Origin of the sequence: Microvirga makkahensis (assembly GCF_009830105.1) — a bacterium.
Lineage (GTDB): Bacteria > Pseudomonadota > Alphaproteobacteria > Rhizobiales > Beijerinckiaceae > Microvirga > Microvirga makkahensis.
In genome coordinates this window covers 143495-157699 of sequence record NZ_WURB01000007.1, presented here as the reverse complement: position 1 = coordinate 157699, position 14205 = coordinate 143495, and the positions used below count along the sequence as shown (strand labels likewise).

The 14205-nt window shown below is 61.7% G+C and carries 11 protein-coding genes and 1 pseudogene; 10 read left to right on the top strand and 2 right to left on the bottom strand.

Going from position 1 to position 14205, the window contains the following annotated elements:
- The first annotated feature begins 315 nt into the window (after positions 1–315).
- Together GR328_RS12030 and GR328_RS27305 are read left to right on the top strand one after the other, a co-directional pair.
- Positions 316–894 carry a hypothetical protein gene (locus GR328_RS12030; RefSeq protein WP_425487031.1) on the top strand — a complete coding sequence of 193 codons (579 nt, stop codon included), beginning with the start codon at positions 316–318 and terminating at the stop codon, positions 892–894.
- Between the two features lie 229 nt (positions 895–1123).
- Positions 1124–1318 (top strand): annotated as a pseudogene (locus tag GR328_RS27305) (DDE-type integrase/transposase/recombinase); the annotation flags it as partial.
- A 187-nt stretch (positions 1319–1505) separates the two neighbouring features.
- Here the strand turns inward: GR328_RS27305 and kdgD are convergent.
- Positions 1506–2411, bottom strand: a complete 906-nt coding sequence (gene kdgD / locus GR328_RS12025) for a 5-dehydro-4-deoxyglucarate dehydratase (protein WP_160884773.1) — start codon at positions 2409–2411, stop codon at positions 1506–1508.
- Positions 2412–2724: 313 nt separating this feature from the next.
- Between kdgD and GR328_RS12020 the strand changes: the two genes are divergently transcribed.
- From GR328_RS12020 to GR328_RS11985, 8 genes are all read left to right on the top strand, one after another.
- A complete protein-coding gene (locus GR328_RS12020; RefSeq protein WP_160884772.1) occupies positions 2725–4812 on the top strand; it encodes a hydantoinase/oxoprolinase family protein in 2088 nt (695 codons plus the stop codon).
- A gap of 18 nt (positions 4813–4830) precedes the next feature.
- A complete protein-coding gene (locus tag GR328_RS12015) occupies positions 4831–6468 on the top strand; it encodes a hydantoinase B/oxoprolinase family protein (RefSeq protein ID WP_160884771.1) in 1638 nt (545 codons plus the stop codon).
- A 78-nt stretch (positions 6469–6546) separates the two neighbouring features.
- Positions 6547–7749 carry a pyridoxal phosphate-dependent aminotransferase gene (locus GR328_RS12010; RefSeq protein WP_160884770.1) on the top strand — a complete coding sequence of 401 codons (1203 nt, stop codon included), beginning with the start codon at positions 6547–6549 and terminating at the stop codon, positions 7747–7749.
- A 48-nt stretch (positions 7750–7797) separates the two neighbouring features.
- Positions 7798–8268, top strand: coding sequence for a RidA family protein (locus GR328_RS12005; protein ID WP_160884769.1), 471 nt, complete (start codon positions 7798–7800; stop codon positions 8266–8268).
- A gap of 154 nt (positions 8269–8422) precedes the next feature.
- Positions 8423–9130, top strand: coding sequence for a FadR/GntR family transcriptional regulator (locus GR328_RS12000; RefSeq protein WP_160884768.1), 708 nt, complete (start codon positions 8423–8425; stop codon positions 9128–9130).
- Between the two features lie 307 nt (positions 9131–9437).
- A complete protein-coding gene (locus GR328_RS11995) occupies positions 9438–10430 on the top strand; it encodes a TRAP transporter substrate-binding protein (protein WP_160884767.1) in 993 nt (330 codons plus the stop codon).
- Positions 10431–10556: 126 nt separating this feature from the next.
- Entirely contained in the window at positions 10557–11081 is a 525-nt protein-coding gene (locus tag GR328_RS11990; RefSeq protein WP_160884766.1) for a TRAP transporter small permease, read from the top strand.
- 10 nt (positions 11082–11091) lie between these two features.
- A complete protein-coding gene (locus tag GR328_RS11985) occupies positions 11092–12396 on the top strand; it encodes a TRAP transporter large permease (protein ID WP_160884765.1) in 1305 nt (434 codons plus the stop codon).
- A gap of 595 nt (positions 12397–12991) precedes the next feature.
- On the opposite strand, the gene GR328_RS11980 is transcribed toward GR328_RS11985, so the two are convergent.
- A complete protein-coding gene (locus GR328_RS11980) occupies positions 12992–14182 on the bottom strand; it encodes a mandelate racemase/muconate lactonizing enzyme family protein (RefSeq protein ID WP_160884764.1) in 1191 nt (396 codons plus the stop codon).
- Between the last annotated feature and the right edge of the window lie 23 nt (positions 14183–14205).

Here is a 14205-nt window from a genome sequence, read left to right as displayed (position 1 = left end):
AGATTTTCCTCCCGTCTTGCAATCGGCTAGGAAATCAGTCTGGCTCGCTTCCCGTTGGCTACTCGGCGGGAAACGTGAGCCGAGAGGCAGAATCCTCGCTCTTCATGAGAGGAGTGGCAATTGCATTTCGGGCGATGGAGCTATCTCGATGGAGCTCTTTGCCTGAGCAATGCCTGGCCTTACTATGCGCCAATCTTCAGAATCGCTTTGTTGAAGTACTTGGGCCGGTCTGCTGGTCGTTGGAATCTGATACTTGAGAACCGGGACAGGGTAGGCTTGCGGTCTATGCCGAGAGGCAAGGCAATGGAAGGAAACATGGAGCTCGCCGGCAGACGGCGTCGAAGTCGTGGGAGAATAGCGGCTTGGACCTTCGCAGCGCTCATGCTGCTACTGCCCCTGTTTGCCATGCAGGTCACCGATGAAGTGAAATGGGATGCGGCTGATTTCGCCATCTTCGGCGCGATGCTGGCTGCGGCTTGCGGCACCTTCGAGCTGGCAGCCAGGATGACGGGTGACGCCCAGTATCGGGCCGCCGTCGGTATGGCAGTCGTGGCGGCCTTCACCCTCGTCTGGATCAACCTTGCTGTTGGCATAATCGGGAGCGAGGATGATCCCGCCAACTTGATGTATGGCGGAGTGCTTGCCGTCGCGATGATCGGAGCCGTCATCGCGCGCTTCCGGCCCCATGGCATGGCACGCGCATTGGCCGCGACGGCACTCGCTCAGGCATTGGTCGGCGCGATTGCGCTGGCTGCGGGCTTGGGCGCCGCAGCGCCGAGCTTTCCAGAGGCTGTCGTGTTCCTGACCGGGCTCTTCGCCTCGCTGTGGCTCATATCTGCCTGGCTGTTTCGGAAAGCGGCGCGGGATGCCCGCTGGCGCAGCGCCGTAGGTTGAACCGTCACGTCCGCTGTCCACCAAAAACGACGTCGCAACCCAGGCAAGACATGCCGGGTTTCACCATAGGGGCTGTGGTTGGCCATTTCTCGGTGATCCTGCTCTGCATGCGGTGGTGCCTGGCCTAGCGCATCGTGCGAAAAAGCGGACCCGGTTTTCACGAACATGGCCCTTCGGGTCGCACCAAACGACGCGCTCTTCAAAGGATAGAGCATCCGATCGGATCCCAGAAATGCACGCCCCGGTCCACAGCTGGGTCCGCACTACGCCTTTAGACTGCTTGAGCGGTTCAACCGCCGCAAACGTCCCATCACGAAGAGGTGGCATAGCGATGAAATCTACAAAGGTCCGTGTCCGCTGGACGTATCTCGCCCGCGCCATTGACAACGTTATGAGCAATATCGAGTTCTGGCTGAGCGAACGACGACCTCCTGGTCACATCCGGCTAGTGTAACGGCGCCCGGGCGCTCGACAATATCGAGCGCCCGATCAAAACATTCCTCATGGCTCCGCTGTGTTGCCACTTGGGACGGGGAGGATACTGCGAACAATTGTACGATGGTCTTCCTCGCCATGCCTATGCAACGTCCAGATCACATTGCGGAAACGCTCTAGCGTTTGACGCAATCGATCAGGGCCTGCAGCATCTGGTCTTCCTCTGCCGTCAGGTCTGTCAGAGGCGGTCGGACGGGACCGGCATCGAATCCCTGGAGGCGAACGCCCGCCTTCACGGCGGAGACGGCATAGCCTTTGACCCGGCTGCGCAGCCGCATGAAGGGATAGAAGAACTCGTGCAGGATCGCTTCGCAACGTGCGCGATCGTTGCCGCGCACGGCTTTGTAGAACTCCATCGCGAGTCCTGGGACGAAATTGAACACCGCCGAAGAGTAGGTCGTGAAACCGGCGCTCAGATAGGCCTCGGCGAAAAGCTCCGCCGTCGGCATTCCGCCGAGATAGGTGAGCCGGTCCCCGAGCGTAGCCGTGACTTGGCGGATCATGCCGATATCGCCGGTGCCGTCCTTGAAGCCGACGAGGTTGGGGCATTCGTCGCATAGCCGTGCGAGGGTGTCCGGCTGGATCACTGAATTGTCGCGATTGTATACCATCACGCCGATGCCAATGGAGGCGCATACTTGTTTGATGTGCCGATACAGACCCTCCTGCGGGGCATCGATCAGGTAGTGGGGGAGCAGAAGGATCCCGTCGGCACCTGCTTCTTCGACTGATCGGGCGATCGAGACTGCAATTTCCGTGCCATAGCCGCATCCGGCGATGATCGGTGTGGCGCCGGCCGCCTCTTTCGCAGCCCGAACGACTTGCGGAACCTCATGAGGCTGCAGGGAGAAGAACTCGCCGGTGCCTCCGGCGGCGAACAGAGCTGCCGCTCCGTATTCGGAGAGCCAGGCGACATGTCTCCGGTAGCTTTCAGCATTGAACTGCCCCTCCGCATCGAAATGCGTGACGGGGAAAGACAATAGGCCGGCGCCGATTGCCGCCTTCATATCCTGGTGATCCATCAGAGGCTCCTGTTTCCTGTCCCTTTGGCCTAGAGAAAAATACCTGCGCGACAGGGCACAGTCAACAGTTGTATGATGAATTACATCATTCGAAGATGCGGCATTGCCGGGGAAGTCGAGGCAAGCTCATGTCATCATACATATTATGTCCTTGACGCCTCCGAGCCGACCGTCTTACCTTAAGGAGCAAGTGCTCTCATCGGTGTGTCGAAACCCACTCATGCGGCGCTGCGCGGGCGCGCCGGCGCATGACGGCTCAAGAACAATCGCCGCCACAGAGGCAACTATTCAACATATGGGAGAATCAGCGGAAATGACGGATGATGGTGATCAGGTCAGAGTCGGCGTCGATATCGGCGGAACATTCACCGACATCGCAATGGAAGCTGGCGACAAGCTCTACTCCACGAAGGTTCTGACCAATTATTCCTTCCCCGAGCAGGCCATCATCGACGGGATCCGTCAGGTCACGGCGTCAGCCGGAATGACGCTCGCGCAGATCGACATGGTCATTCATGGCACGACGCTCGCAACCAACGCTCTGATCGAGCGTCGTGGTGCGACGATGGCTTTCGTGACGACCAAGGGCTTCCGCGATGTCATCGAGATGCGAACGGAAAACCGGTTCGAGCAATACGATCTCGATATCGTGCTGCCCACCCCGCTGGTCGAGCGTAGACACCGCTATGTTCTGGACGAACGGATCGGGGCCGACGGGTCCGTTCTCAAAGGGCTGGATCCCGCCGAGGTCGCGGCGCTCGCGGATCGCCTTGCGGCCGGGCAGTTCGAAAGCATCGCGATAGGCTTCATCCACTCCTATCTGAACGGTGCCCATGAGCGCCAAGTGCGCGATGCGCTCCTTGAGAGAAATCCAAATCTCTCGGTCTCGATATCGTCGGAAGTCTCGCCCCAGATGCGTGAGTTCCAGCGCTTCAACACCGTCTGCGCCAATGCCTATGTGAAGCCGCTGATGGCCTCATACCTTAACCGTTTGGTCGGGCGCCTGGCGGAGGAGGGGGTCGTCTGCCCGGTCTTCATGATGCATTCCGGGGGCGGCATCATCAGTGTAGAGAGCGCCATCGAATTCCCGGTCCGACTGCTGGAATCGGGGCCGGCCGGAGGCGCGATCTTCGCCGCAGACATCGCGGCCCGCTATGGGCTCGATCAGGTTCTGTCCTACGACATGGGCGGCACCACTGCCAAGATATGCCTCATCGAGGGACAGGTTCCCAAGACGGCGAAGACCTTCGAGGTCGCCCGCACGTACCGATTCAAGAAGGGCAGCGGCATGCCGATCTCGATCCCGGTGATCGAGATGGTCGAGATCGGGGCGGGCGGCGGATCGATCGCAACCGTTGACTCCATGCGCCAGATCCGCGTCGGCCCGCACAGCGCAGGCTCCGAACCCGGACCCGCCTGCTATGGCCGGGGAGGGAGCCGCCCCACTGTGACCGATGCCGACCTACTCCTGGGACGGCTTGATCCGAACGAGTTCGCCGGCGGATCGTTCATGTTGTCCCCCGTCGCGTCGAGCGACGCCATAAAACGCGATCTCGCGTCGAAGCTCGGGGTCGACAACACCACCGCGGCTTTCGGCCTGAGTGAAGTCGTCGACGAGAACATGAGCAACGCAGCGAGAATGCACGCGGTGGAGAACGGCAAGGAACTTTCTGAGTTCACGCTGATCGCGTTCGGCGGCGCCGCGCCGATCCACGCGTCCCGTCTCTGCGAGAAGCTGGGCGTGGGCGAGCTGCTCATCCCCCCGGGCGCGGGCGTCGGATCCGCCATCGGTTTCCTCCGCGCTCCGTTCGGCTACGAATCCGTGCGCAGCGCCTATCTGCGGTTGAGTCGATTCGACGCGGACAAGATCAACGCCGTGCTGAAGGAGCTGACCGACGAGGCGACCTCCTTCGTGCATTCGGGAGCGCCCGGGATCACCCCCATTCTGGAATGCGTCGCCTACATGCGCTACCTCGGGCAGGGCTGGGAGGTGCCGGTTCCGGTTGAGGTTCGCGAGTATGCGGATGCTGATGCGGCGACCTTCCGCAAGAACTTCGACGACCAGTATACCCGCTTCTTCGGTCGCCTCATCGACGGGCTGGATGTCGAGATCGTGAGCTGGTCCCTCCGGGCGAGCTCCGAGATTCCCGCGCCGCGCACCGTCGTCCGGACGGACGGCACGCGGGCCGTCGCTCCGTCGGGCTTCCGACAGATCTTCGATGTGCAGAGCGGCGGGTTCGTCGAGGCGGGAGTGGTCGCCCGCTGCGACATGAAAATCGGCGACTTCATCAAGGGGCCGGCCGTCGTCACCGAACGGGAAACATCGACCATCGTCACCGTCGGGCGGGAGGCGATCATGCAGGCCGACGGCTGCCTGCTCATCCGCGCATCATCCGTCTGAGATCGAGGAAATTACATCATGACCAATTCTGCACTGTCAGACGTCCACATGCAGATCATGTGGAATCGCCTGATCTCGGTCGTCGAGGAGCAGGCCGTCACGCTGATCCGCACGGCCTTCAGCACCAGCGTTCGCGAATCGGGCGATCTTTCGGCCGGCGTGTTCAATCGCGGCGGCAAGATGATTGCTCAGGCGGTCACCGGAACTCCGGGCCACGTGAATGCGATGGCCGAGGCCGTGGGACACTTCATCAACGATATCGGACCGGACAACATCTTCGAAGGGGACGTCTATATCACCAACGACCCTTGGAAGGGCACCGGCCACCTCCTCGACATCACGATGGTCACGCCTTCGTTCCGGAACGGGCGGCTGATCGGCTTCTTCGCCTGCACTGCGCACGTGGTCGACGTGGGCGGCCGCGGCTTCGGCCCTGACGCCAACGAGGTCTACGAAGAAGGCATCTTCATCCCGATCATGAAGTTCGTGGACCGGGGTGTCGTCAACCGCGACCTCGTCAACATCCTGCGACACAACGTTCGCGAGGCGCATCAGGTCGTCGGGGACGTGTACTCCCTTGCGGCTTGCAACGAGATCGGGCACCGCCGCCTGATGGACATGATGGACGAGTTCCGTCTGGACGACCTCGAGGCCCTGGCCGATTTCGTCTTCGACCGGAGCTATGCCGCGACGATCGAGAGGATCGGGGCGCTGCCTCGGGGCTCGTACGACAACGTCATGCGGGTGGACGGCTACGGCAGCCCGATCGACATCGCCGTGCGCATCGACGTCGACGCGGACCATATCCTGGTCGACTTCGACGGCACCTCGGGGCAGAGTCCCCTCGGCATCAACGTGCCGATGATCTATACGAAGGCGTATGCCTGCTACGGCCTCAAGTGCTCGCTGGCGCCGGAGATTCCGAACAACTACGGCTCCCTCCTGCCGTTCCAGGTCACTGCGCCCAAAGGCTGCATCCTCAACGCGCAGCACCCCGCGCCAGTCGCGGTTCGTCACGTCCTCGGCCACTTCATTCCCGATGCCGTTCTCGGGGCCGTTCACAAGATGCTGCCCGGAAGGATCCCGGCTGAAGGTTCGGGCGCCCTCTGGAACCTGCACATCAGTGCACGCCCGCTTCAGGGCGACAAGGCTCCGAAGGACGGAGGCCAGCGGGCAGAAGTCCTGCTGTTCAACAGCGGCGGCGCAGGCGCCCGTCCGACCCTCGACGGGCTCAGCGCGACGGCCTTCCCGAGCGGCGTTCACACAATGTCGATCGAGGCCACCGAGCATGTCGGCCCCGTCGTCTTCTGGCGCAAGGAGCTCCGCAACGGTTCTGGCGGGGCAGGGCAGTACCGCGGCGGGCTCGGCCAGATCGTCGAAATTTCGGCGACCGAAGGGCACGAATTCTACTTCAACGCCATGTTTGATCGCATCGACCATCCCGCCCGGGGGCGGGCTGGCGGCGGAGACGGGGCTCCCGGTGCGGTTCTTCTCGACGACGGAACCCGGCTTGCCTCCAAAGGGCGCCAGCACGTGCCCGCCGGTCGGCGGCTCGTCCTGCAACTCCCAGGCGGCGGCGGCTATGGTCCGGCCGAGAAGCGCAGCCCGGAAGCCGCCAGGCAGGATTTCGATTTCGATTACGTTCTCAAGGACTGAACGCGCAGGCGCAGGAAATCCGGGATCGCGTGCATCGCCGCCGCGGCCCCGGATCCGCCCGACCATGGATCACGCAGGATGAAGTACGAAGCCGACCTCATAAAGAAGATCAAAGCGTCGCCCGCAATGGCGATTTCGATGAAGGCGAGACAATTGTCGGCATCTGGCGTCGATGTCGTCGATCTGAGCGTGGGGGAGCCCGACTTCGCCACGCCCGCCCACATCGTCGACGCGGCAATCGCCGCGATGCGCCGGGGGGATACACACTACACGGCAGCCGACGGCACCGCCGAACTCAAGGATGCCATCGTCGAGAAGTTCCGGCGCGAGAACGATCTCGATTTCTCACGTGACCAGATCTCGGCGGCCAACGGAGCCAAGCAGATCATCTTCAACGCGCTGATGGCAACGCTCGAGCCTGGAGACGAAGTCGTCGTCCCCACGCCCTACTGGGTTTCCTACACGGACATGGTCACACTGCTGGGGGGCACGTTCAAGCTCCTCCCTTGCGGCTACGACGAGGATTACAAGCTGACACCGGAGAAGCTCGATGCCGCCCTCAGCGACAGGACCCGCTGGCTGCTGCTGAACGCGCCGAACAATCCTTCAGGCGCCGGCTACACCCGCGACGAGATGCGGGCTCTGGGCGACGTGGTGGCGCGCTACCCCAATGTCCTGGTGCTGTCGGACGAGATCTACGAGCAGATCACCTATGGTCCTGCGGCCTTCTGCTCGTTCCTCGGCGCGTGCCCGGAACTCCGGGACCGTGTCGTGCTGGTCAACGGAGTTTCGAAGGCTTATGCCATGACCGGGTGGCGGATCGGCTTTGCCGCGGGTCCGGCAGAGCTGATCTCCGTGATGGCGAAGATCCAGTCGCAGAGCACTTCCAACCCCTGCTCGATCTCGCAAGCCGCAGCCGCAGCCGCTCTGACTGGGCCTCAGGATTTCGTGCGGGAGGCGCTCGCGGAGTACAAGGCCCGCCGCGATCTAGTTCTCGATGGACTTCGGTCCGTCTCCGGCCTGAGATTGCGTGCGCCCGAGGGCGCCTTCTATGTCTTTCCGGAGTGCAGCGCATTCATCAATGGGCGGTCCGCGGACGGGACAGCCATTGAGAACGACACTCAGCTCGCGGCCTATCTTCTCCAGGAGGCCCGTGTGGCAGTCGTGCCGGGCGCAGCCTTCGGATCGGAACCCTGCTTCCGGATTTCCTTCGCGACGTCGCGGACCAACCTTGAGAAGGCGGTCGATCGAATCGGCCGCGCGCTTACTCGTCTGACTTGATCGTCTCCGGATCCCGCGGGCGAAACACATCCCGGAGGGCATAGCGTCATGGGTCCCGAAGAGCGTCTGGGGGAGTTGGGCCTCACGCTGCCGGCTGTGCGGCGCTCCGCCGGTGCCTATGTGCCGTTCCGATGGGCCGGAAGCCTCCTGTTCCTCTCGGGCCGTGGTCCGGCCCGGGTCGACGGCAGCTTCGTCACCGGCAAGGTCGGCCTTGACGTCTCGGTTGCGGAGGCGCGACTGCATGCCCGGGATGCCGGTCTGCAGTTGCTGGCGGCCGCCAAGGCCGCCCTCGGCGACCTGGGGCGAATAGGTGCTGTGGTCAAACTCACCGGAATGGTGAACGCCGTGGAAAGTTTCACCGAGCACCCCGCGGTCATCGACGGCTGCTCTCAACTGCTCGTCGACGTCCTGGGAGGTGCGGGGCGCCACGCACGCACATCCTTCGGCGTCGCAAGTCTTCCTCACGCGATGACCGTCGAGGTCGAGGCGGTCGTGTGGGCCGATCATCCGCGAGGCTGAGGCGTCGCGGATGATCGGCCGGGCCCCGCACCGGTGGCCCTTCCGCCAGGAGAGGTCGGGACGTTTCTCTTCCGGCGCTAGCGAACAAAACTAATATGTCATACATATTAGCATATCATCGTGTATTCGGCCGTGTTCGTATAAGGATGGCCTCATGCTGGGCAGAAAAGAGAGCCTTTCTTCGCAACTGACGAAGCAACTGGCGCAGAAGATCGATGCGAAGGTCTACGCTCCGGGCACTCGCATCCCGACGGAGGCGGAGCTCTGCCAGGAATATGGTGTCAGCCGTACCGTTGTGAGGGAGGCAATCGCCTCCTTGCGGGCCGACGGTCTCGTGATCCCGCGGCAGGGCATTGGCGTGTTCGTCAGCGAGAGAACAAGGCTTCTGCCCTTCGAGTTCGATGCGAAATCAGAAGGAGCACTCACGGATATTCTCTACATCCTTGAACTCCGGCTGAGTGTTGAGCTTGAGGCCGCGGCCCTCGCAGCCGAACGTCGTACCGCGCGGCAGCTTCAGGTAATCAGGGCCCGCTTCAAGGACGTCGCCAAGGAAATCCGCGATGCGCAGGATCGCGGCCGCAGCGATTTCGAGTTCCACATGGCTATCGCCCGGGCGACCAACAATCCCTATTTCGAGAAGTTCCTGAGCTTCATCGGCCCGCAGATCATACCCAGGATCCGGATGAGCAGCCTTCAGACGGGGCGTCTGTCCGACCAGGAATACCACGCGACAATCCAGAAGGAGCATGCGGCAATTGTGGAAGCGATCACGGCTCGCGATGCAAACGCTGCCAGAGACGCGATGCGCGCCCATCTGTCCGGAAGCCTGGAACGCTACCGTGCTCAAAATCCGCGCACCTGACGAGCATTGTCCATCACCAGGGATGAGCGTGGGATCCGTCGCGATCGCGCGGCGGATGCTGCCGAACATGGCCTAAGCCCGTCATGCTCCTGCGCGCCCGGGCGTCTTGGCGGCCTGTACGCTCACGATAATCTGATCGCTTCGCGGGCGGGCTTTGCCGAGGCGTCAGAGGTTGACATATATGACAACTGATGACAGCTTTCCATATCAGCTGCATTGCAGCGAGCATCCTGAATAGAATGAGACGGGACAGGGTGGCGGCGCTGCCGGAACTCGTCCGAGAATCCGGAGAACAGAGGGAAACATCATGTCACTCAAGATCTATCTTGCCGCAGCTGCTCTTTCCGTGGCCGGTGTCGTCACCGCGACGGCATCCTATGCCCAGACGGTCTGGACGATGGCGTCGGGCTACCCGGAGAGCAGCTTCTTCACCAAGAACATCCGGGAGTTCATCAAGGAAGTCGAAACGAAGAGCAACGGGAAGCTGAAGATCGATCTGCGCCCGCACGACAGCCTGATCAAGCTCGACGCGATCAAGAGGGCCGTGCAGTCGGGCCAGGTGCAGATCGGCGAGATCCGCATGGGCGTCTATGGCAACGAAGCCGCGATGTACAATCTCGACAACATCCCTGGCGTCGTCCCCGACTTCGACAAGTCGTACAAGCTGATGGAGTTTCAGAAACCCTTCTACGACAAGCTTTTTGGCAAGAACGGAATGCGGGTCATCACCTATGTGGCTTGGCCTGGGCAGGGCTTCTTCACGAAGGAGCCTGTGACCTCGCTGGCGGATCTGAAGGGCCAGAAGCTGCGCATCTACTCCAAGCAGACCCAGATCATGGGAGAGAAGCTCGGGATGGAGGCGCTGATCCTGCCCTTCGCCGAAGTGCCGCAGGCATTCGCGACGGGGATGATCCAAGCGCTCTGGACCAGCGCGCAGAGCGGAACCGACGTGCAGGTTTGGGACTATGTCAAGCACTTCACCTATACGGGCACGATGCACAACAAGAACGCCATCATCGTCAACGAGCGGGCGATGCGTGCGCTCGATGCCGAGGTGCGGAAGATCGTAATGGATGCGGGTGCCGCGGCCACCGAACGCGGCTGGAGGATGGCCAAGGAGGCCAGCTCCGAGCGTGAGCAGGTTCTGAGGGATCATGGCATGACGATCGCCCAGGCACCCAAGGATGTTCTCGACCGGATCGACGAGATCGGCAAGGAGATGGTTCAGGAGTGGCTCAAGGATGCCACGCCCGAAGAGAGAGCCGTCTATGAGCAGTACCAGGCTGCTCTGAAGCAATAGGCTTTCAGCCGTGAATCGCGAGAGCTGATTTCTCTTGGACACATCGCTCCTCCTCGGTTCGCCGCATTTCTTACGCGGCGAGCCGGATCCACTTCGCCAAACATGCTCTGAAGGAGGATGCCCCTTATGATCAGGCCCATCCTGAACAGGCTGTATCTGTACAGCGGCTATGCCGCCGCGATTTTTCTGATAGGAATCGCGATTTCCATCCTCGCTCAGATCATCGGGCGCATGAGGGGCGTCACCATCGATGCGACGGAAGCCGCGGGACTCTGTCTCGCCGCCGCGACCTTCTTCGGCTTGGCCCACACGTTCGGGCATGGCGGGCACGTGCGGATCACCGTCGTGATCGAGCGGCTGTCCGGGGGCACCAGGCGGTTTCTGGAGATCTTTAACTGTCTGATCGCGGCTTTGGCCGTGTGCTACTTGGCATGGAACGTGATCCTGCTGGCCATTCAGTCGCACGAGTTCAATGACGTCAGCCCCGGCTTGCTGGCGATGCCCTTCTGGATCCCTCAGGCCGGTGTGGCGTTCGGCGTGACCCTTTTCGCAGTCGCCTTGCTCGACGAACTGTTCTGGATCATCGGCGGACGCAAGCCCCGCTATGACCATGACCACGATCTGGATCAAGACGACCGACCCGTCGCCTGAGGAACAATCAATGGATCAGACACTCCTAGCCTCTATCGTCCTCATCGCACTGACAATCGGGCTGCTGGCCTCCGGCGTCTGGGTCTCGGTCGCTCTCCTGATCGTCGGCATGGCCTTGATGGAGTTCTTCACGGCCGCCCCGATGGGGTCTCTCATCGCGTCGACGCTGTGGGATTCCAGCTGGGGATGGGCATTGACGTCGCTTCCTCTTTTCGTCTGGATGGGGGAGATCCTGTTCCGGACGAACCTGTCGTCGGATATGTTTCGCGGATTGTCGCCTTGGCTGTCCCGCCTCCCGGGCGGATTGCTCCACGTGAACATCATCGGCTGCGGCATCATGGCGGCCGTCGCAGGCTCGTCGGCGGTAACCTGCGCCACGATCGGCCGCATGAGCGTGCCTGAACTGACCCGGCGCGGATACCCGCCGCATATGACGATCGGCACGCTTGCAGGATCCGGAACCCTGGGGCTGCTCATTCCGCCCTCAATCGTCATGATCGTTTACGGGGTGACCGCGGAACAGTCGATCGGGCGGCTCTTCATCGCGGGCGTTCTGCCCGGGATTGTGCTGATCATGCTGTTCATGGGCTACACCGCCGCCTGGAGCCTCCTGAACAAGGGGAAGCTGCCTCCGCCGGAGCCGCGGGTCGGCCTGCTCGAGCGGATCAACAAGTCCCGAAGCCTCATCCCTGTGGCGCTGCTGATCGGAGCGGTCGTCGGGTCGATCTATGGGGGCATTGCGACGCCGACGGAGGCCGCGACCTTCGGTGTGGTGGGCGCCCTGATCCTCGCTGTGTTCAGCCGGACGCTGACCTGGGCGAGCTTCATGGACAGCCTGCTGACGGCGGTGCGGACGTCGTGCATGATCTCGTTCATCATCGGCTGCGCGGCCTGTCTGTCGATTGCCGTCGCATTCGTCGACATCCCCAGGACGCTGGCGACCTGGGTGGACTCGATGCAGCTGTCGCCCTACGTGCTGTTGACGGTCCTGGCCGCATTCGTATTGGTTCTGGGGTGCTTCCTCGAGGGCATATCCATCATCGTGCTGACGTCCTCGGTCATGCTGCCCATGGTGCAGAGCGCAGGCATTGATCTGATCTGGTTCGGGATCTTTATCGTCATCCTGATCGAAGCCGCTCAGATTACTCCGCCCGTCGGGTTCAACCTGTTCGTCCTGCAAAGCATCACAGGAAAGAACATCATCGCGGTCACCAGAGCGGCGATACCGTATTTCCTCGTTCTGATGGTGCTGCTCGTGCTCATTGCGGTTTTCCCATCGATCGTTCTCGTCCTTCCGAGTTTCATGAATGGATGACATTACCGTTCAAGCGTCGCCGTTTTCCGGTCGATATCACCCTGCTGTGCGTGCGCTGCTACTTCAACCACGTAATCAACTAGCTTGAGTTGGCTGAGATGATGTGCGGGAGCGTAGTATCGAGGTCGACCTGTCTACGATCTCCCGTTGAGTGCAGCGCTCCTACGTACCCGAGATCGAGAGGAGGGTCCGCTCATACCACGGGCACCGCTCTACCTCGTGGCCTGTTGAGGAGACAGACAACTCTGTGGGGGTGCAGATAAGGTCGACGCCTCTCAGCCCCTTCGTGCCACAGGGGAGGTGTTGAACGGCACCGCTTGCGGGGGGCGCCCATGGGAGAGGTTAGCACAATTGGCTCGAATTTGGTGAGGCGCGTGCTCCAGCTTCACCCCGCCGATGCATCCAGAGCGAGCCTGTTACACAAGAAGCTGTCCGTCCTTGACGGCATTCCGGCATGAGCCGGTGCTCCCTTTGGCGGGACACTGAGATCGAATCGGCGCCTGATGGTGAGACGCCGAGATTCCTCCGCATTCAGAGCATCCGGCCTAAGCCTTTCGAGATCGCTTCCTTTGTCTCAGGATCGCTCTTCGTATATTCAGAGAAACAACGGTGACGGATCCGGAACGAATTTCCGGATTTTGTCGCGATCGATCTCCACGCCCAGGCCAGGCCGTTCAGGAATTGACAGATAGCCTTCGTCATCAAGCTCGAAGGGCCTCACGAGAATGCCGTCGACATAAGGGCTTCCGCCGATGAATTCCACGAGGTCCACATCCGGGAAGGCCGATGCCATCTGCAGATCGGCAGCGACCCCAAGCGCGGTATTCCAGCCGTGGCCGATATACTTGACGCCGAATTCGGCTGCCATCCAGGCGATCCGCCGCTGCTCGCTGATGCCTCCGACTTTGGTGACATCCGGCTGAACGATATCGAAGGCGCCACGGGACAGCCATGGAATGAAGGCTTGGCGCCGGGTGAGAACTTCGCCTCCAGCGATGGGAACCGGGCTGACTCGCCGGAGGTGGCAGAAGTCATCGAGTGCATCAGGCTTGAGCGCCTCCTCGAACCAGCCGACGTTGTAGTCTTTCAGCATCTCGGCGGTCCGCATGGCCCACTTGAGCCCATGCGGCCAGTATGCGTCACTCGCGCCCGCATCCACGAGCAGCTTGTTGTCGTGTCCGGCCGCTTCGCGTGCGGACTGAACGATCGCTTCATCAAGCCTTGCATCCAACGCCCGCCCGAATGGTCCCCAGCCGATCTTGAACGCGCGGAAGCCTTTGTCGCGGTACTCGGCGATGACATCGCCCATCCGGGCTGGCTCCTCCATGAGAAGAGAGCAATAGGGCTGAACCCGGCGCCGATAGGTACCGCCAAGCAAGCGACCGACCGGCATTCCGGTAGCCTTGCCCAAGATGTCCCATAGAGCGATGTCGATGCCGCTGATGGCGTGGGTGAGCGTTCCACCCCTCCCCATCCAGAAGGTGTTCTGATGAAGTTTCTCGGTGACGCGCTCGGGTTCAAGCGCATTTTCCCCTGCATAGAGCGGCTCGAGAACCTTCAGCCCGGCCTGGACGAGCCGACCGTCGGTGAATGCGCTGCCGAATCCCGTGATGCCGGCATCCGTATGCACGGCGATGATCGCATGAATCGAGTCCTCCGGCTTGATCTCTGCCGACCATCCCCCTTTCGGACTCTCGCCAAAAAGGGGAGCTGCCTCGATCGACCGTATCCTGATGGGCGGAATCGCCGTCGCGTATCGAGTGTGACCGGGCGCTGTCTCTGGCATGTGGAGTACCTTGTTTTGAAGGG